The sequence below is a fragment of the Paraburkholderia sp. BL17N1 genome, from assembly GCF_003634175.1.
GTDB lineage: Bacteria > Pseudomonadota > Gammaproteobacteria > Burkholderiales > Burkholderiaceae > Paraburkholderia.
The window spans coordinates 697,604-715,866 of the sequence record NZ_RBIW01000002.1 but is presented as its reverse complement, the minus strand read 5'-3'; the positions used below and the strand labels follow the sequence as shown (position 1 = coordinate 715,866).

Sequence of the window (18,263 nt, the reverse complement as noted above, 5' to 3'; positions counted from 1 at the left end):
CTGGTCCTGAAATATCAAACCGGCCCAAACGGCGCCGCGCGGAGCAAAGCTTTAAATCTCTGCGCAAACGATTGGCGCGCGTCGCTGCCACGCCTAAAGTTTCGCGCCGCTACTCCGTAGACGCATTCACGCAGCCCAACCAGTGTGAATGCAGCATGGCACCACCGGCGAAGCGTGCGCCCCTAGTTTCGCGTTCATGATCGGCTCGATGCCAGGTCACGAGCGTTTCACCTCGAAGGAACTCACTTGAAACCGATGCTCTATTCCCGCATTGTTCGCGCAATGCTCGGGGCAGGCTGGGTGCTGTCGTTTGGCGCGCATGCGACGCTGGGCCAGAACGTCAGCACCGTCGACGGCGATCAATCCCGCTTGCGCGCGGTGGCGCACACAGCCACTACGCAAAGCGCGTACTCGGTACACCTGATGACGCTGCCGTCCGGCACGCTGGTGCGCGAGTACGTCGCGCGCAACGGCGTCGTGTTCGGCGTCGCGTGGGAAGGGCCGACGCTGCCGGATCTGAAATCCATGCTCGGGACTTTCTTCGACGCGTACGTCGTCGCCGCCACGACGCGCAAGGGTACGCCGCTCGCGGTTTCCAACAGCGACCTGGTCGTGTACTCCGGTGGGCATCTGCGCGCGTTCTCCGGCCATGCATACCTGCCGCAAGCGGTGCCGGCGGGCGTCGATGTCGGCGTCATTCAATAACGGAGCGGACCATGCGCCTTACGTCTTCGTTCAAAACTTTGCTGTGCGCGGCATTGCTCGCGTTGCTCGTCAGTGCCTGCGGCGGCGGGGGCGGTGGCTCCAGCGGTTCAGGCAGCGCGGCCGGCACTAACGGTTCGACCAGCACCTCGTCCGGTCCGTCAGTGGCCAACACCTCGCCGCTGTCGCAAACGCTGGCTGCAAACGCAGTGCGCGTGACGGTCGATTCCGGCGTGAGCGATGTGCCGAACATGCCGTTCGTGAGCCTCACCATCTGCGCGCCGGGCACGACGCAATGTCAAACCATCGATCACGTGCTGGTCGATACCGGGTCGTGGGGCGTGCGCCTGTTCGCGTCCCAGTTGCCTGCTTCGATGAGGCTGCCGCAACAGCAAGACGCGTCGGGTCATCTGGTCGCCGAATGTATGCAGTTTTTCGACGGCTACACGTGGGGCCCGGTCAAACTCGCCGACTTGCAGATGGCCGGCGAAAAAGCCGCGTCGCTGCCGATCCAGGTGATCGACGCGAACTACGCAACGCTGCCCGCCGATTGCGCGAACTTCGGCGCGCCGCGCAACACGCCGGCCGCGTTGCAGGCCAACGGCATTCTCGGCATTGGCGTGTTCAAGCACGATTGCGGCGCGAACTGCGTCCAGCAGGCGCTGGCCGGCACGTACTACGGCTGCAACGGCGCGACATGCACGTCGATTCCGCTCGCCGAAGCGTTGCAAGTGGCCAATCCGGTTCCGTACTTCGCCACCGACAACAACGGTTCGCTGCTGAGCCTGCCGGCGGTATCGGGCGGCGCGCAGTCGGTCAGCGGGCAACTGATATTCGGTATCGGCACGCAGACCAACAATACGCTGGGCGGCGCGCAGGTAATCGGCGTGAGTCCGTCGAATGGTACCTTCACGACCGTGCAGAACGGCATCACGTATTCGCGCAGTATTCTGGACAGTGGCTCGACCGGCCTGTTCTTTCAGACCAGCGCATTGCCGGTCTGCGCGAGCCCGAACAATTCGTACTACTGCCCGGTATCGACCGAGCAATTGAGCGCGATGATCCAGGGCGTGAACGGCACCACGAGCGCGGTGAATTTCAGCGTCGGCAATGCCACCACGATCGCCCAGACGTATAGCGGCGATTCGGCGCTGCCGCTTCTGGCGGGACCGGCGTTCGTCACGTCTTCGATCTTCGACTGGGGCTTGCCGTTCTTTTACGGCCGCAATGTGTACGCCGCCATCGAGCAGCAGCCGACTCCCGGCGGCATGGGCCCTTACGTCGCGTATTGAGCAAGGCGACAGCCGACGGATGTGAAAACGGGCCGCGACGGAGATCTTCCGTCGCGGCCCGTGCGTTTGACGCCGTCGAATGACTTACCGTTTGCCGAGACCGTTCAGCAACTTCAACACGCCCTCACCGAACGCCTCGGGGCGTCCCTCGAAGATCCGCTCCACCGCTTTTCCGTCGATCAGGCGTTTGCGCAGCGCTTCGCGCTCGTCGTGCTGTTCGGCGAGCCGGGCGGCGGCGCGCACGTATTCGTCGGTCGAGTGAGTCGTGAGCCACGACGGCAGACCAGCGCGCTCGAAGAGGCCGCTGTCGATATGCTCGAACACTTCGCGCCCGCACAGGTTGACGCCGGGCAGGCCCATCGTGAAGGAATCGACAATGCCGTTGGTATTGCCGAACGGGAACGGGCTCACGAACATGTCCATCGTGTTGAGGATCTTCAGATATTCGGGATAACTGAGCGAGCCGTAGACATCCACGCTCGATTCCGGCAGCGTCGCGTAGATCGATTTTCTGACGTACGCGAGATCGATGCTTTCGCTCCAGCATGTCATGAAATGGAATTTGACCGGCACGCGTGCGGTGTGAACGATCGCCTTGCATGTTTCGAGAAAGTGCGGATTGATTTTCATCGCGCTGGCCGTCACGCCGATGTTGACCACTTCGCCGCGCTCCGGCACGGACGGCACGACGTTGGTGAGCAGTTTCGACGGCACGTACGGTTGGCCATCTTTCGGCAAACGCAGCATTTTTTCGCTGAAGCAGGCCGGATCGCCGACGAAATCGTCCTCGACGCTCACGTAGTCCATATGCGCCGCGTGCATCGTCGCGGGATGGCCGAGTCCCGCGATCTGCAGCGGCGCGACGCGCAGGTTCGACAGAAAGATCGTGTGCGAGAACATGCCGACGCTCGGCATATAGAGCACGTCCGGCTTCTCGCGCGTGGCGAATTCCTGGATTTGACGGATGCAGTCGCCGATATATTCCGGATGCTCGAATTCGACGAAGCGGTCGAAAATCGCGCGCCCCGCTTCGTCCACGTGCTGCGCCTCGCCGAACGCGACGACTTCGAAATGCTGGCGCGCGGCGAGCAGGGTGCGCGAATGGGTTCGATAGATCGAGTGACCGCCCGAGAACCATTCGAGCACGACGAGCATGACCGGCTTGCGTCCTTTGAGTCTGGTGCGGGAGACGCTGGCCTCGTGGCCGAGCAGGCCGAGCGTGTCCAGCTTCTTGCGCACCAGCCTGTTGATGCTGCGCTTGATCTCATGCCGGTCAGGCGAGGTCGAATAACTGCAGTGCATGTAGGCGCCGCAGACGGCGCCCGTCGGCAAGTCGTCGAGGTCTTCGATCGTGTCGAGCGCGCCGGGCAACCATTCGAGCAGACGTTCGCGCTTTTCGTGCGCGGCGGGGGAGATGTGCACCGCCCCGGCGACCATCGAAACGCCAAGGCTCGTCGCGAGCACGGGGTCGCGCTGGTGGAGGTCGGCAAAATCGATATCGTATTGCGAGCCCGAGGTATAGAGCACGAGTTGCTTGCGGGTTAATGTGGCGCGCGCTTCATCGTCGTTCTGGACGGTTTCGAGGAGCTTGCGCACGATGTGATCCGTCGATCCATACGATGACACGGCGAAGATCATGTTGATCCACGGCCGGCCCCAGAACATGACGTTTATCTTCTCCGCCTCGAGCGGATACTCGGGGGCGGAAAACAGCGTTGTGAAACCGTCGGCGATGCGCTGCAAGGTATCCAGCGATTTTTCGTCATCAGGTGAGTTTGGCGTGGTGCGGGCGAAGGGTTCGGCGCCGAGTCTGCCGCGCTTGCCGGACAGCGTCTTGAGTAGCGTGCAGAACTCCTCGTGCGCGGCGTCGTAGTCACGGGACTGGATCTGGGATTCGAAACGTTCGAGGGAAAATTCGGTGCTCATGGCTTGGGTCGATGGTGAACGGCTTGCGGCGTTCCGCATGCGCGTTATGTTCAATGACAGGGAGGCGGGCGGCAGGGCGTTTGCAACCGAAGGCGGGTTGCGACGCGTGATTCGAAGCACGGCGCGCCGACTGAGGCGATCTGCGTTTACTGCGTCTGTCGCCAACTGAACCTGATTGTCAAAGAATTCGACCGGGCTGCATGTAGGAAGAGTCTTATTTTGAGAGAGGGTTTTTGAGGGGGATCGTGCGATGACCGGTACTTGCCGGCGCTGAATGTGTCAGGGATGCGGCTTTTAGAGCCGATCCCCAATCAGAGCGGTTTGCTTCCGAAATACGGGTTACCGTCGTCTCGTAGCCCGTTTGACCGGGGCTGTCCGAGCGGCGACAGGCGCGGGCTGCGACGGCGGCTCTGCCTGCGCGGCCGGCGCGTCAATCGCGTCGCCCGGCGCCGCGCCCGCCGCCGTCTTCAGTGCACGCGCCACCCCAGCCTGCGCCTCCGGCTCCTGCACTGCCACCACCGCCGCCTGACCCGGCGGCGTCGCCGCTTCCCGCGGCTGCGATTTATCGCCGGCCGCTTCAATCACCCGATGCACGAAGCGCAGCTTCTCCACCACCGGCGCGGCCAGCGTGAACGGATACCCGTCCGGCATGCCGAGGCTGCGATTCAGGCTGTTCAGCGCATAAGTGAGCGGAAACCAGCGCTTCATCAGATTCTCGAAGCTCGCGTCTTCAACGGGCGTGCGATCGGTCAGAGTCGGCTCGCTCGGGTCGTCGGGCAAGAGCGCCACGCCATATGACGTCGACGTATCCAGCACGTCGACGATCAGCATGTAATGCGCCCATGTCTCGGCCCAATCTTCCCAGGGATGCATCGTGGCATACGCGCTGATAAACGACGCCTGCCACTCGGCCGGGGCGCCGTCGCGATAGTAGGCGTTCAGCGCCTCGCCGTAGTCGACGCTTTCGTCGCCGAACAGTTTGCGGAACGGCTCGAGCCAGCGCGGATTGTTCTCCACCAGTTGGCTGAAGTAGTAGTGCCCGGTCTCGTGCCGGAAATGGCCGAGCAAAGTCCGGTAGGGCTCGCCCATCGCGGTACGCACTTTCTCACGGTGGGCGTCGTCGGCTTCGGCGATGTTGAGCGTGATGAGCCCGTTATCATGGCCCGTCATGACGCGGGAACCGTCGCCGCCGTCCTCGAGGAACTCAAACGCGAGGCCGTGCTCGGGATCGGCCTGGCGCGACTTCACGTCGAGGCCGAGTTCGGCCAGCGTGTAGAGCAGACGGCGTTTGGCCATTTCGAGCCGATACCAGTAGAGGCGGTTGTCGGGCGCGCTCAGATTCGGAATGGTGAGGGTCAACTGGCAGGCGCGGCACAACTGGTCCGGCGAGTCGGCGGGGATCATCCAGTTGCAGACGTTTTCGACAGCGTAGTTGTGGCACTGGCGGAACAGCGCGCCTTCGGCGCCCGGGTGCAGGCTGCGCCAGCGGCCTTCGCCGGCATCTTCGAACGCGCTGATTTCCGCCAGTTCGGGCACATAGCCGAGCAACGACTCGCAACGTTCGCAGCGAACGTTTTCATAGAAGACAAGGTGCGAGCAATGGTTGCAGTGGAAGGTTTTCATCGGTGGAGCCTGGGAGGTGGGAGGGCAGTCGTAGAAGACGCTGTGTCGCAATCTTTATGCCGCATTTGCCAGACGTCACTGGTTTAACGCACATTACGTGCATGATCGTGCATCGGCGCTGCGCCGCTTTGGTGCGTAGCCCTGAAAACGGCAGTGGAACGGCGCTTGATCCGATCGACCGGACGGTTGGCGATGTGCGGCAAACTTCACAGCAGGCGATGATCCGGGGAGTCCAGGCAGTTCAGGCGGTTTTTCGCACTTGTTTGACAGGCGTTCCATAAACGGCATGAAGCTTGCTTTTTGGCGGGCTGCCATCCTTCGTCCAGGAGTCCGGTGTGTCCATACGCGTCGCGTTGCATCATGTCACACATTACCGTTACGACAGGCTGGTTTCACTGTCGCCCCAGGTCGTGCGTCTCAGGCCTGCGCCGCATTGCCGGACCCCGATCCTGTCGTATTCGATGCGGGTCGAGCCGGCCGAACACTTCATCAACTGGCAGCAGGACGCCTTCGCCAACTACCAGGCCCGGCTCGTGTTCCCCGAGAAGACGCGCGAATTCAAGGTGACCGTCGATCTGGTCGCCGAAATGGCCGTCTACAACCCGTTCGACTTCTTCCTCGAACCCTCGGCCGAGCAGTTTCCCTTCGAGTATTCGCCCGGCCTCGCGCTGGAACTCGCGCCCTACCGCGTCAAGCGGCCCATGACGCCGCGCTTCGCCGAGTTCGTCGCGAGTATCGACCGCACACCGGCCGCCACCGCCGATTTTCTCGTCGGCCTGAATCAGCGGCTGCAGCGCGAGATCCGCTACCTCATCCGGATGGAGCCGGGCGTGCAGACGCCCGAGGAAACGCTGGTGAGCGCGTCGGGTTCGTGCCGCGACTCCGGCTGGCTGCTGGTCGAGACCTTGCGGCAGTTAGGGCTGGCGGCGCGCTTCGTGTCCGGCTATCTGCTGCAACTGGCGCCTGACGTGAAATCGATCGATGGCCCCAGCGGCACCGAAGTCGACTTCACCGATCTGCACGCGTGGTGCGAGGTCTACCTGCCCGGCGCGGGCTGGATCGGTCTCGATCCGACCTCCGGGCTGCTGGCGGGCGAAGGGCATATCCCCGTCGCCTGCACGCCCGAGCCGGGCAGCGCGGCGCCGATCTCCGGCGCCGTCGACGAATCCGAGGTCGAGTTCGAACACACGATGTCGATCGAGCGTGTTCTGGAGACGCCGCGCGTCACCAGGCCGTTCAGCGAAGCGGTCTGGGCCGACGTGCTGAACATGGGCGCGCAGGTCGACCAGCAATTGCAAGACATGGACGTGCGCCTGACCATGGGCGGCGAGCCGACTTTCGTCTCGGTGCGCGACCGCGACGCCGCGGAATGGAACACCGACGCGCTCGGCCCGACCAAACGCGGCTACGCGGTCGCGTTGATGGACAAGCTGCGCTCGCGCTACGGTGCGAACGGCTTCCTGCATATCGGCCAGGGCAAGTGGTATCCCGGCGAGCAATTGCCGCGCTGGGCGATGTCGCTGTACTGGCGCGCCGACGGCGAGCCCTGCTGGCACGATCCGTCGCTGTTCGCGGACGAACGCGAGCCCGGCACCTACACGGCGGCCGACGCGCAACGCTTCCTCGCGCATCTCGCGACCAAGCTCTCGCTCGACACCGACTGCATCCAGCCCGGTTTCGAGGACGTCTGGTACTACCTGTGGCGCGAGCGCCGTCTGCCGGTCAACGTCGATCCCCTCGACGCGCGGCTGGACGACGAACTGGAGCGCGTGCGCCTGCGCCGCGTATTCGACGCGGGCCTGGGTGGCGCGACCGGCTTCGTGCTGCCGCTCGCGCGTGAACGCGATCTGCCCGGCGAGCCGCCGCAATGGGTCAGCGGCCGCTGGTTCTTCCGCGACGAGCGCATGTTCCTGATTCCCGGCGATTCGCCGATGGGTTACCGCCTGCCGCTCGATTCGCTGCCATGGGTCTCGAAGACCGACTATCCGTATCAGCATGCGCACGACCCGTTCGCGCCGCCCGTGCCGTTGAGGTCGGCCGCGCAGTTGCGCATGCAGTACGACGGCGAGCAGCGCAACATGAGCCCCGCCGATGCGCGGCGCGCGGCGGCGTTGTCGTCCTCGGCGGCGGAGTTGTTGAGCGGCATGCCGGGTGGCGGCGTGCTGGCCTACGCGCGTCAGCCTGGTGACGAAGCGCCGCCCGAACGCGGGCAGTCGTCGAAGGAAACGATCCGCACCGCGATTTGCGTCGAAGCGCGCGACCCGAAACGCGCGGCCGGTCCGAAGGCCGAAACCGAAGCGTTCGGCAGCGGCCGCACACTGCTGCATGTGTTCATGCCGCCGCTCACCGAACTCGACGACTATCTCGATCTGCTCGCCGCCGTCGAGGCGACCGCAGCCGAGTTGCGCATGCAGGTGGTGCTCGAAGGTTATCCGCCGCCGCGCGACGCGCGCCTGAAAATACTGCAGGTCACGCCGGACCCCGGCGTGATCGAGGTGAACATTCATCCCGCGGCGAACTGGGACCAACTGGTCGATCACACGGAGTATCTGTATCAGTCGGCGGCTGAAAGCTATCTGAGCAGCGAGAAGTTCATGACCGACGGCCGGCACACTGGAACCGGCGGCGGCAATCACTTCGTGCTCGGCGGCGCGACGCCCACCGACAGTCCGTTCCTGCGCCGGCCCGATCTGCTGGCAAGCCTGATCGCGTACTGGCATAACCATCCGTCGCTGTCGTATCTGTTTTCCGGGCTGTTCATCGGGCCGACCAGCCAGGCGCCGCGTATCGACGAAGCGCGCAACGATCAGGTCTACGAGCTCGAAGTGGAGTTCCGCGAGTTGCAGCGGCAGATCGACATGCTCGGCGGCCGCGACAGCGCGAACCTGCCGGCGTGGATGATCGACCGGTCGCTGCGCAACATCCTGATCGACGTGACGGGCAACACGCACCGCGCCGAGTTCTGCATCGACAAACTCTATTCGCCCGATGGCCCGACCGGCCGGCTCGGCCTGCTCGAATTGCGCGGCTTCGAAATGCCGCCGCACGCGCGCATGAGTCTGGTGCAGCAACTGCTGCTGCGCGCGCTGGTGGCGCGTTTCTGGCACACGCCGTACACGCAGCGGCTCACGCGCTGGGGCACGGAGCTGCACGACCGCTTCCTGCTCGGCACCTTCGTGAAGATGGATTTCGACGATGTGCTCGGCGAGCTGAACCGCGCCGGCTACGCGTTCGACAGCAGCTGGTTCGCGCCGCACTTCGAATTCCGCTTCCCGCTGGTCGGCGAGACCACGGTGAACGGCGTCTCGCTGACCATCCGCAACGCGCTCGAACCGTGGCACGTGATGGGCGAAGAAGGCTCGCCGGGCGGCACGGTGCGCTACGTGGATTCGTCGGTGGAGCGGCTCGAAGTGCGTGCGCTCGGGTTGAACGACAATCGCCACGTGCTGACCGTCAACGGCGTGCCGGTGCCCTTGCAGCCGACCGGCCGCGTCAGCGAATATGTGGCCGGCGTGCGCTTTCGCGCGTGGTCGCAGCCGTCGGCGCTGCATCCGACCATCGGCGTGGACGCGCCGCTCACTTTCGATCTGGTCGACACGTGGGCCGGCCGCTCGGTGGGCGGATGCCAGTATCATGTCGCTCATCCGGGCGGGCGCAATTACCAGACCTTCCCGGTGAACGCCTATGAGGCGGAAAGCCGGCGGCGCGCGCGCTTCTTCGCGTCGGGTCATACGCCGGGGCCGCTCACGGTCGATGCGCCGCACCGCAGTCTGGAGTTTCCGTTCACACTCGATCTGCGCTACTGGTGAAACCAGCACACTCTTAAAACGACACGACCTTGGCCTTTCAATCGACTTTTCCCTTCGAGACGTCCGCGGCGCGCGCGGACGCTTCGTCCCTGTTGCGCCTGCTGCCGGCCTACGAGGGACATTGGGACGAGTTACGCGACGCCTCGGGCGCGCTGCGTGAACCGTGGCGGCAATTCTTCGAGCGGCTCGGCGAAGACGGCATTGCGCGGCTCGACGATCATCTCGCCTCGGTCGCGCAGCAAATCCGCGACAACGACATCAGCTACAACGTCTACGCGGATAACGGCGAGCCGCGGCCATGGGCGCTCGACCTGCTGCCGTTCCTGATCAGCGAGGACGAGTGGGCGCATATCGAGTGCGGCGTGACGCAGCGCGCGCATCTGCTCAACGCCATCGTCGCCGATATTTATGGGCCGCAAACCTTGCTGGAGCGCGGGCAATTGCCGCCCGCGCTGGTTTTCGGCCACCCCGGCTATCTGCGCTCGGTGAAGGGCTACGCGCCGCCGGGCGGCCAGTACCTGCAAGTGGTCGCGGTCGACCTGGCGCGCACGCCCGACGGCGACTGGACCGTGGTGGCGCATCGCACCGAGGCGCCCTCGGGTCTCGGCTACGCGCTGGAAAACCGCCTGATCGTCTCGACGCTATTCGCCGATCCGTTCCGCGCCCTGCGCGTGAGCCGGCTTGCGCCGACCTATTCGCAGCTGATCGCGACGCTCGTGCAGGCGGCGCAGGCCACGATGCGTCACGAGAGCGACGGCGCCGACCACTCGCCGCATATTGCGCTGCTCACGCCGGGGCCGTTCAGCGAAACCTATTTCGAGCACGTGTTTCTGGCGCGCTACCTCGGCGTGACGCTGGTCGAAGGCAAAGATCTGACCGTGCGCGACGACAAGCTTTATCTGAAGACGCTCGCCGGTCTCGAACGCGTGCACGTGGTGCTGCGGCGTCTGGACGACGCGTTCTGCGATCCGGTCGAGTTGCGCGCCGATTCGAGCATCGGCGTGCCCGGCTTGTTGCAGGTCATGCGCGCGGGCAATGTGATCGTCTCGAACGTGCCGGGTTCGGGCTTTGTCGAATCGCCGGCGTTGCACGGTTTTCTGCCCGGCATCGCCGAAGTGCTGCTCGACGAAGACCTCATATTGCCGAGCGTGGCGACGTGGTGGTGCGGCGAGGAGGCAGCACGCGAGCACGCATTCCGGCGGCTCGACGAGGCGTTCATCGTGCCGACCTGGCCCGTTACCGGCCGCGATGCGCCGCCTGGTGTGGAGCAGGGACGCCAGCGCTTGTCGACGTGGCGCGAACGCATCGAAGCCATGCCCGACACGTACACGATCCAGCAGGCGCAGCGCTTTTCCTGCACACCGCGTTATGAGGATGGCACCGTGGGGCGCCGGCCGTCGGTGCTGCGCGTCTATGCGATTGCGGACGTCAACGGCGGCTGGCATGTGATGCCGGGCGGCTTCACCCGCATGGCGGCCGAACGCCAGACCACCGTGTCCATGCAGTACGGCGGCAGCAGCGTCGATACCTGGGTGCTGTCGAGCCAGCCGACTTCGACGTTCACCTTGCTGCCTTCACCGATGCAGCCCGCCGACCTCGCGCGCAAGCATCGCACCGTGTCGAGCCGCGCGGCGGAAAACCTGTTCTGGGCCGGACGTTACGGCGAGCGCGCCGAGAACAACGTGCGGCTGTTGCGCCTGATCCTCGGTTCGCTGGAAGGCAACGACGCCGACGCGATGTTTCCGACGCTGGTCGAACTCGCCTTGCATTGCGGGCTCGTGCAATCCGGCGACATGTTCGCGCCGCATTCGCCACAAGCTTTCGAGCGTGCGCTGGTCGCCAACCTGATCGAGAGCACCGGCGCCGCGAGCATCGGCCAGAACCTGACTTCGCAGGCGCGATCCAATGGCGAAGTGCGCGGGCGTCTGTCGAACGATCACTGGCGCACGATTCTCGCGGCGCGCAACGACTTCCGCGACGCGTTGCAGATGTTGATGCCGGCGCCGGGCAATGGTGGCGGTTCAGCTTCCTCACAAGCTAACGGTAACGGCCGCGGCGAACGTTACGAGCGTTACGACCGCGTCACGCTGATGAACGCGCTCGAACACCTGTCGGTGCAGTTGTCGGCAATCAGCGGTGCACAGGGCGACCGCATGACGCGCGACGAAGCATGGCGTTTGCTGTTCGTGGGCCGCCATATTGAACGCGTGTCGGCGATGACCGCGTTCCTGCGCGTGGTCGCCGACAAAGGCCAGCTCTCCACGCCAGCCGGTTTCGATCTGCTGCTGCAGTTGTTCGACAGTACGTTGACGTACCGCTCGCTCTATCCGGGCCGCTTCGAAGTGCCGGCCCTGCTTGACCTGCTGGTCATCGAGCCGACCAATCCGCGCGGCATCTACGGCGTCTATGAGCGGCTGCGTAAAAAGCTCGACGAGATCGCCGTGGCGGCGGGCAGCACGCGGCATCGTCCGTTCGCCGAATTGATGGCGCCCACCGATGTGTTGCCGACGCTGGAATCGCTGTGCGAGGTGGACGAACACGGCGCGTACGTCAATCTGATTGCGGTATGCGATCAGATCGCCGGATTCGTCGGCGCGGCCGGGCATGAGATCAGCGCGCGCTATTTCAGTCACGCCAGCACGGTCGCCTCGCAGGTGTGGTCATGAAGCACACGCCGACCGTGCTGTCCGTCTCGCATCGCACCACTTACCGCTACTCCACGTATGTGGAGACCGCGCAGCATCTCGCGACGATCCGGCCGATTGCCTGTTCGTGGCAACGCGTGGTCTCGCACAGCGAAAAGATCGAACCCGAACCGTCGTATCTGAATAGCCGGATCGACGCATTCGGCAATGACGTGCTGTATTTCGCGCTGGATGCGCCGCACGAGCGCTTGCAACTCGTGAGCGAAACCACGGTGGCGCTCATGCCGCGCTGGACCGATCTCGATCCCGAGGCGACGCCCGAATGGGACGACGTGGCCGATGCGCTGCGCTTTCGCGTCGGCGGCCAGTTCCGGCCCGAAGCGGAATTCTGTTTCGCGTCGCCGAATATCGTGCCGCGGCCGTCGCTGCGCGACTATGCATTGCCGAGTTTTCCACCCGGCATGCCCATCGCCGCGGGCGCGATCGATCTGATGCACCGCATTCACGAAGACTTCGCCTACAAGCCTTCCGCGACGATGTTCGATACGCCCGCCGAACGCGCCTTCGAACTGAAGAGCGGCGTGTGCCAGGACTTCGCACAGGTGATGATCGGCTGCTTGCGCTCGCTGGGTTTGCCGGCGCGCTACGTGAGCGGTTATCTGCGCAACGATCCGCCGCCGGGACAGCCGCGGCTGATCGGCGCGGACGCGTCGCACGCGTGGGTGTCGGTGTATTGCCCCGGCAGCGGCTGGATCGATCTCGATCCGACCAACGACGTGCTCGCCGATATGGATCACGTGACGCTTGCCATCGGCCGCGATTACAGTGACGTGTCCTTGCTGCGCGGGATGATTCTCGGCGGCGGTGCGCATCGCGTGGAAGTGGGGGTGACGGTGCTTGCGCTTTAAGGCTTGCGGCCGGCATGCCTTTTCCGACCAGACGAATGCGGCCGACATGTCGCGCATTCGTCGCGACACACTCATTTCGCCCCGCCCCGGGAAAACCCTCGCCATTCATTCCCATTCAGCGGGAATCCGATTTTTGAAATCTGAGAACGTTCTGGCATTCTGAGTCCGTGATGGATTACGGGCAGTGTGATCGTGAATGCGGAACAGGGTGTGACAGGAGTTGAACGGGTGCTGCTCGTGCTGGCGGCGCTCGCCAGTCACGGCAAGGCCATGTCGGTGAAGGATCTGCTTGCCGTCACCGGACTCGCGCAAAGCACGTTGTACCGGCAGATCGCCTTGCTCAAGCGCTGGGGTTTCGTCGCGGAAAACGCGGGGCATTACGCGCCGGGCCCGATCAGCCTGCAACTGGCGCTCGGCTTCGACGTGAATTCGCTGCTGGTCGAAGCGAGCCGCAGCGAGATGCAGCAACTCGCGCGTGCCTCGAAGGAGAGCATTGGACTCGTGGTCGCCGTCAAGCATCAGGTGATGTGTCTCGAGATGGTCGACAGCCGGCACTCGCTGCGCTGTTCGTTCGAGAAAGGACGCGCCGTACCGCTCAAGGCGGGCGCGTCTGCGAAATCGCTGCTCGCGTTCATGGCCGACAAGGCGCGCACCGAAGTACTCGACAACCTGTTTGATAACGACCCAGCCGGCCGCGCGGCGATCGAAGCAGAACTGAAGCAGATTCGCGCCCAGGGCTACGCGGTTAGCGACAGCGAAGTGGATCCGGGGGTGTGGGGCGTGAGCGCCCCGATATTTCATTGCAGCGGACGCGGCGCCGGCAGCAGCGCGTCGATCACGCTGATGGCGCCGTCCACGCGCGCCATCGGCCGCGAAAACCAATTCATCGACGGGACGCTGCGTACGGCCCGCGCCATTTCCGAGCATATGCAAACCGACTGACCGGACGAAGCGCTCGCGACCGGTATTTAATACGGATTCCGAACGAAATTAACAAACCACAAGGAGCCTACCCCATGAAGCTGCAACGACTGTTGTCTCTCGCCTGCGTCACGGCTGCCGTGACTTTTGCCGGCTTCTCTGGCGCCGCGTCGGCCCAAACGCCAGACGTGTTGAACGTGGCCACTGACGCCACCTTCCCGCCGATGGAATACACCGAGAACGGCGCGCGCACCGGTTTCGATGTCGACCTGATGAATGCGCTCGCCAAGGCGATGGGCAAGAAGGTGCAGTGGACCGACATCGACTTCAAAGGCCTGATTCCGGGGCTGATCGCCCATCGCTTCGACGCGGCGATTTCCGGCATCTACATCACCGACGAGCGCGCGAAGGTCGTCGACTTTACCGACTCGTATTACGCGGGCGGCCTCGTCGTGCTGGTGAAGAGCAATTCGCCGATCAAGTCGCCGGCCGAGCTGAACGGCAAGAAGGTCTCGGTCCAGGTGGGCACCAAATCGGTCAACTTCCTGCGCGATAACTTCCCGCAGATCAATCGTGTGGAAGTCGAAAAGAATCAGGAAATGTTCGATCTCGTGGGCATTGGCCGCGCCGACGCCGCCGTGACCGGCAAGCCGGCCGCCTATCAACTGGTGAAGACGCGCGGCGGTTTTCGTGTGCTCGACAAACCGCTGACGACCGAAGCCTACGGCATTGCCGTGCGCAAGGACGAGCCGCAGTTGAAGGCCGCCTTCAACACCGCGCTCGCGAAGATCAAGGCCGACGGCACGTATGCGGAGATCGTCAAGAAGTGGTTCGGCGCCACCACGCAATAACAGCTAAGCAAACGAAATGGAACTCGATTTTTCGCCGGTCATTGCCGGCTTGCCGGACATCATGCACGGCGCCGTGGTGACGGTCGAAGTGACCGCCGCCTCGCTTGCGCTGAGTTGCGTGCTCGGCCTTCTGATCGGCATCGGCCGGCTCACGCCGAAGCGGCGCATCGTGTACGGCTTTTGCACGGCGTACCTGACGTTTTTCCGCGGTACGCCGCTGCTGGTGCAACTCTTTCTGTTGTTCTTCGGCTTGCCGCAGTTCGGCATTCTGTTGCCGGCTTTTGTGTGCGGCATGCTCGGCCTCGGCTTGTATTCGGCGGCTTACGTGTCGGAAATCGTGCGTGGCGCGATTCAGTCGGTGGATCGCGGGCAGATGGAAGCGGCGCGTTCCATCGGCATGTCGTCGGGACAGGCCATGCGCGCGATCATCTTGCCGCAAGCCATCGTGCGGATGATCCCGCCGCTCGGCAACGAGTTCATCGCATTGATCAAAAACTCGGCGCTGGTGTCGCTGCTGACCATCGACGATCTGATGCATGAAGGGCAGAAGATCATCAGCGTATCGTACCGCTCGCTCGAAGTGTATCTGGCCATCGCGCTCGTGTATCTGGTGTTGACGCAGGCGACCAATTACGCGCTGCATCGTGTAGAGCGCCGTTTGCGCGCAGGAGGGATGGTGCAATGAATACCGTGGCCAATGTCAATGAACCTATTGTCAGCATTCGTGGACTGACCAAGTCGTTCGGCTCGCATACGGTGCTCAACGGCATCGATTTCGACATTCAACCGCAGCAGGTCGTGGTGGTGATCGGACCGAGCGGCTCTGGCAAGAGTACGTTCCTGCGCTGCTGCAACGGGCTCGAGCAGGCGGAGGGCGGCACGATCGATATCTGCGGACATCGGCTGATCGATCACGGCGAGATGCTCAAGGAGCGGTCGTTGAATGAGTTGCGCACCGAAGTCGGCATGGTGTTCCAGTCGTTCAATCTGTTTCCGCATCTGTCGGTGTTGCATAACATTACGGTCGGCCCGCGCATGCTGCGCGGCGCCAGCAAAGCGCAGGCTGAAGCGGCCGCGCTCGCGTTGCTGGAAAAAGTCGGACTTGCCCACAAGGCGCACGTGATGCCGGCGAGTCTGTCGGGCGGTCAGAAGCAGCGCGTGGCGATTGCCCGCGCGTTGGCGATGCAGCCGCGCGTGATGCTGTTCGACGAACCGACTTCGGCGCTCGATCCCGAACTGGTCGGCGAAGTGCTGCAGGTGATGAAACTGCTCGCAAGCGAAGGCATGACAATGGTGGTTGTCACGCACGAAATGGGTTTTGCGAAAGAAGTCGCCGACGTGGTGGTGGTGATGGACGGCGGCGTGATCGTCGAAGCAGGTCCGCCCGCTGAGATTTTTTCGGCGCCTTCGCAGCCGCGTACGCGCGCTTTCTTGCAGGCGGTGTTGTCGCGCGCATGAGAGTTCCATTCGATGACAAGGTGTGGGCGGGCCGTTCTGACGACGGCGAGCCTGGCGACACGCGGCGTGTTTTCAATCAGGTCGTGCCGTTTGAAAGTGAGCGTCACGGCCGTGGCGATACGCCGGTGATCGTCGGCTTCGGCTCCGATGAAGGAGTGCGCCGCAATCAAGGCCGCATTGGCGCGGCGCACGCACCGAAGGAATTGCGGCGCGCGCTGGCCGGATTGCCGGCTAAAAGTTCGATGTCGTCGCTTGCCGACGCGGGCGACGTGGTGTGCGACGACGGCGACCTTGAAAGCGCGCAAGCCGAATTGGCAAGCGTGGTCGGCGAAGTGCTGGCGATCGGCGGCCGGCCACTGGTGTTCGGCGGTGGCCATGAGGTGGCGTGGGGAACGTATAGCGGCTTGCGCTTGCATCAGCAGCGGCGTGAAGGTGCTGAAGCCGCAGCGCCTCGCAAACTGATCATCATCAACTTCGACGCGCACTTCGATCTGCGCCAGAAACGTCCCGCGAATTCGGGCACGCCGTTCGATCAGATAGCGATCGACTGCGCAGAGCGCGGCGTGCCGTTCAACTATGTCTGCTTCGGTATCAGCGATCTGGCCAACACGGCTTCGCTGTTCGCGCACGCGCAACGGCTCGGCGTGCGCTACGCGCTCGACGTCGACATGCAGGACACACAACTGGCGCTACGTTTGCAAGAACTCGACCGGATGCTGGACGAAGTGGACGACGTCTACCTGACCATCGATCTTGACGTGCTGCCTGCCGCCACCGCGCCGGGCGTGTCCGCGCCCGGGTCGCTCGGCGTGCCTCTGTCCGTGGTCGAGGCGATGGTGCGGCGTGTGCGTGGCTCCGGCAAGCTGCGCGTGGCCGATATCGCGGAGTACAACCCGTCGCTCGATCAGGACAAGCGCACCGCGAGGGCGGCCGCGCGATTGGCTTACCGCTTGCTCTGAGTGCGCCAGTGCCATGGCGGCGACCGCCCGTTGCGCCGGCACTACGGCAGGGAAACGGGTGCCAGACCGTCCGTCTTGCCTCGGCGCGTCGGTGGTAAGGCCATATTCAGCAACACTGTGTTCAAACCAGCCAAACTTGACGCTGTGCGTATGCACATATAGACTGCACCTCATGAACCGTCCCATCTCCTACGACGAATGCAACTGCTTCGCGCTGCGCCAGGCGGCCCGGCACGTCACGCAAATCTACGAGCGCCACCTCGGCGAAGTAGGCTTGACGGCTGCGCAGTTCACGATTCTCGCCAGGCTCGCGCGCATGCCGAATCTGCCCATGGTGGATCTGGCGGACGCGATGGTGATGGAACGCACCACGCTGGTCCGCGCAATGAAACCCCTGCAGCGCGACGGCCTGGTGGTCGCGGAAGCGGCGGAGCATGACGGCCGCACATTCCTGTTCAGTCTGACGGAGAAGGGCGAAGCCACGTTCGACCAGGCCGCCATTGCGTGGCGCGCCGCGCAGGACGAGTTCGAAAAGAAGTTTGGCCATGCGCGCGCCAAAACGCTGCGCGCCGAACTTTTCAGCATCACCGGCTAGTTGAGACGCACCCGCTCGTTCCGGCGAGCGTCGGTCCGCCTGTTTGTGTGCATACGCACTCACTAACGAGGAAGCGCAACAATGGAAGGGCTTTTCGACGACGACTGCTTTGCCATCCGCCAGGCCGCGCGTTATGTCTCGCAGATATACGACCGGCACCTGGCGAATGTGGGGCTGACCATCACGCAGTTTTCGCTGCTGGGACGGCTCAAACGCACCGGCCCGATGACGATGAAGCAAATGGCTGAAGCCATGCGCATGGAACGCACCTCCCTGGTCCGCACGATCCAGCCGCTGCGCCGCAACGGTTTGGTGTCGAGCGAGGCGCTCGGCGCCGACGCGCGGGCGCTGACGATTGCGCTCACGGCGGCAGGTGAAGAGCGTCTCAAGGCGGGCCGCGAGCATTGGCATGCCGCGCAAGCCGAATTCGAGCATCGTTTCGGCGAACGGCGCGCGGCGGCATTGCGAGGCGAACTGTTCGCTATCACACGAGATCCAGTCTGAAAGTCGCGGCTACGGCGACGCACGGCCGGCGCGGTCCACGCGCTTTTTTTTTAACGTAACGAGTGCATAC

14 protein-coding genes are annotated in these 18,263 nt (G+C 63.9%); 12 read left to right on the top strand and 2 right to left on the bottom strand.

The features are described 5' to 3' along the window. Positions 1 to 255: 255 nt before the first annotated feature. Positions 256 to 705, top strand: a complete 450-nt coding sequence (locus tag B0G82_RS23050) for a DUF2844 domain-containing protein (protein ID WP_121309158.1) — start codon at positions 256 to 258, stop codon at positions 703 to 705. Between the two features lie 11 nt (positions 706 to 716). Further along, the gene (locus B0G82_RS23045; protein WP_121309157.1) at positions 717 to 1,994 is read left to right on the top strand and encodes a DUF3443 domain-containing protein; all 1,278 of its coding nucleotides are present in this window, start codon (positions 717 to 719) and stop codon (positions 1,992 to 1,994) included. A gap of 84 nt (positions 1,995 to 2,078) precedes the next feature. Here B0G82_RS23045 and B0G82_RS23040 read toward each other — a convergent pair whose 3' ends face one another. Both B0G82_RS23040 and B0G82_RS23035 read right to left on the bottom strand, forming a co-directional pair. Next, positions 2,079 to 3,920, bottom strand: coding sequence for an adhesin (locus tag B0G82_RS23040; protein ID WP_121309156.1), 1,842 nt, complete (start codon positions 3,918 to 3,920; stop codon positions 2,079 to 2,081). Positions 3,921 to 4,259: 339 nt separating this feature from the next. Continuing rightward, positions 4,260 to 5,543 (bottom strand): putative zinc-binding metallopeptidase, encoded by a 1,284-nt coding sequence (locus B0G82_RS23035; RefSeq protein WP_116145836.1) that lies wholly within the window; start codon positions 5,541 to 5,543, stop codon positions 4,260 to 4,262. Positions 5,544 to 5,878: 335 nt separating this feature from the next. Between B0G82_RS23035 and B0G82_RS23030 the strand changes: the two genes are divergently transcribed. The 10 genes from B0G82_RS23030 (at position 5,879) to B0G82_RS22985 (ending at position 18,193) form a co-directional block, all read left to right on the top strand. Next, positions 5,879 to 9,352: a transglutaminase family protein gene (locus B0G82_RS23030; RefSeq protein ID WP_121309155.1), complete on the top strand. Its 3,474-nt coding sequence runs from the start codon at positions 5,879 to 5,881 to the stop codon at positions 9,350 to 9,352. 29 nt (positions 9,353 to 9,381) lie between these two features. Beyond that, the gene (locus tag B0G82_RS23025) at positions 9,382 to 12,018 is read left to right on the top strand and encodes a circularly permuted type 2 ATP-grasp protein (RefSeq protein WP_121309154.1); all 2,637 of its coding nucleotides are present in this window, start codon (positions 9,382 to 9,384) and stop codon (positions 12,016 to 12,018) included. Further along, the gene (locus B0G82_RS23020; RefSeq protein WP_116145831.1) at positions 12,015 to 12,905 is read left to right on the top strand and encodes a transglutaminase family protein; all 891 of its coding nucleotides are present in this window, start codon (positions 12,015 to 12,017) and stop codon (positions 12,903 to 12,905) included. The genes B0G82_RS23025 and B0G82_RS23020 overlap by 4 nt, the downstream gene beginning before the upstream one ends. Positions 12,906 to 13,097: 192 nt before the next feature. Next, positions 13,098 to 13,847, top strand: a complete 750-nt coding sequence (locus B0G82_RS23015; protein WP_121310786.1) for an IclR family transcriptional regulator — start codon at positions 13,098 to 13,100, stop codon at positions 13,845 to 13,847. 74 nt (positions 13,848 to 13,921) lie between these two features. After that, positions 13,922 to 14,677, top strand: a complete 756-nt coding sequence (locus tag B0G82_RS23010) for a transporter substrate-binding domain-containing protein (protein WP_121309153.1) — start codon at positions 13,922 to 13,924, stop codon at positions 14,675 to 14,677. A 16-nt stretch (positions 14,678 to 14,693) separates the two neighbouring features. Beyond that, complete coding sequence (locus tag B0G82_RS23005; RefSeq protein ID WP_121309152.1) at positions 14,694 to 15,362, top strand: amino acid ABC transporter permease; 669 nt, start codon at positions 14,694 to 14,696, stop codon at positions 15,360 to 15,362. Continuing rightward, entirely contained in the window at positions 15,359 to 16,135 is a 777-nt protein-coding gene (locus tag B0G82_RS23000; protein WP_121309151.1) for an amino acid ABC transporter ATP-binding protein, read from the top strand. Before B0G82_RS23005 ends, B0G82_RS23000 begins: the two co-directional genes overlap by 4 nt. After that, a complete protein-coding gene (gene hutG / locus B0G82_RS22995) occupies positions 16,132 to 17,094 on the top strand; it encodes a formimidoylglutamase (RefSeq protein WP_121309150.1) in 963 nt (320 codons plus the stop codon). The genes B0G82_RS23000 and hutG overlap by 4 nt, the downstream gene beginning before the upstream one ends. 172 nt (positions 17,095 to 17,266) lie before the next feature. After that, positions 17,267 to 17,689, top strand: coding sequence for a MarR family transcriptional regulator (locus tag B0G82_RS22990; protein ID WP_116145822.1), 423 nt, complete (start codon positions 17,267 to 17,269; stop codon positions 17,687 to 17,689). 81 nt (positions 17,690 to 17,770) lie between these two features. Then, entirely contained in the window at positions 17,771 to 18,193 is a 423-nt protein-coding gene (locus B0G82_RS22985; RefSeq protein ID WP_116145820.1) for a MarR family winged helix-turn-helix transcriptional regulator, read from the top strand. Positions 18,194 to 18,263: the final 70 nt, after the last annotated feature.

What these genes read in the sequence shown, in the direction of transcription:
- B0G82_RS23050 (WP_121309158.1), top strand. Translation starts at nt 256, where the DNA reads ATGCTCTATTCCCGCATTGTTCGCGCAATGCTCGGGGCAGGCTGGGTG.
- B0G82_RS23045 (WP_121309157.1), top strand. Translation starts at nt 717, where the DNA reads ATGCGCCTTACGTCTTCGTTCAAAACTTTGCTGTGCGCGGCATTGCTC.
- B0G82_RS23040 (WP_121309156.1), bottom strand. Translation starts at nt 3,920, where the DNA reads ATGAGCACCGAATTTTCCCTCGAACGTTTCGAATCCCAGATCCAGTCC.
- B0G82_RS23035 (WP_116145836.1), bottom strand. Translation starts at nt 5,543, where the DNA reads ATGAAAACCTTCCACTGCAACCATTGCTCGCACCTTGTCTTCTATGAA.
- B0G82_RS23020 (WP_116145831.1), top strand. Translation starts at nt 12,015, where the DNA reads ATGAAGCACACGCCGACCGTGCTGTCCGTCTCGCATCGCACCACTTAC.
- B0G82_RS23010 (WP_121309153.1), top strand. Translation starts at nt 13,922, where the DNA reads ATGAAGCTGCAACGACTGTTGTCTCTCGCCTGCGTCACGGCTGCCGTG.
- B0G82_RS23005 (WP_121309152.1), top strand. Translation starts at nt 14,694, where the DNA reads ATGGAACTCGATTTTTCGCCGGTCATTGCCGGCTTGCCGGACATCATG.
- B0G82_RS23000 (WP_121309151.1), top strand. Translation starts at nt 15,359, where the DNA reads ATGAATACCGTGGCCAATGTCAATGAACCTATTGTCAGCATTCGTGGA.
- hutG (WP_121309150.1), top strand. Translation starts at nt 16,132, where the DNA reads ATGAGAGTTCCATTCGATGACAAGGTGTGGGCGGGCCGTTCTGACGAC.
- B0G82_RS22990 (WP_116145822.1), top strand. Translation starts at nt 17,267, where the DNA reads ATGAACCGTCCCATCTCCTACGACGAATGCAACTGCTTCGCGCTGCGC.
- B0G82_RS22985 (WP_116145820.1), top strand. Translation starts at nt 17,771, where the DNA reads ATGGAAGGGCTTTTCGACGACGACTGCTTTGCCATCCGCCAGGCCGCG.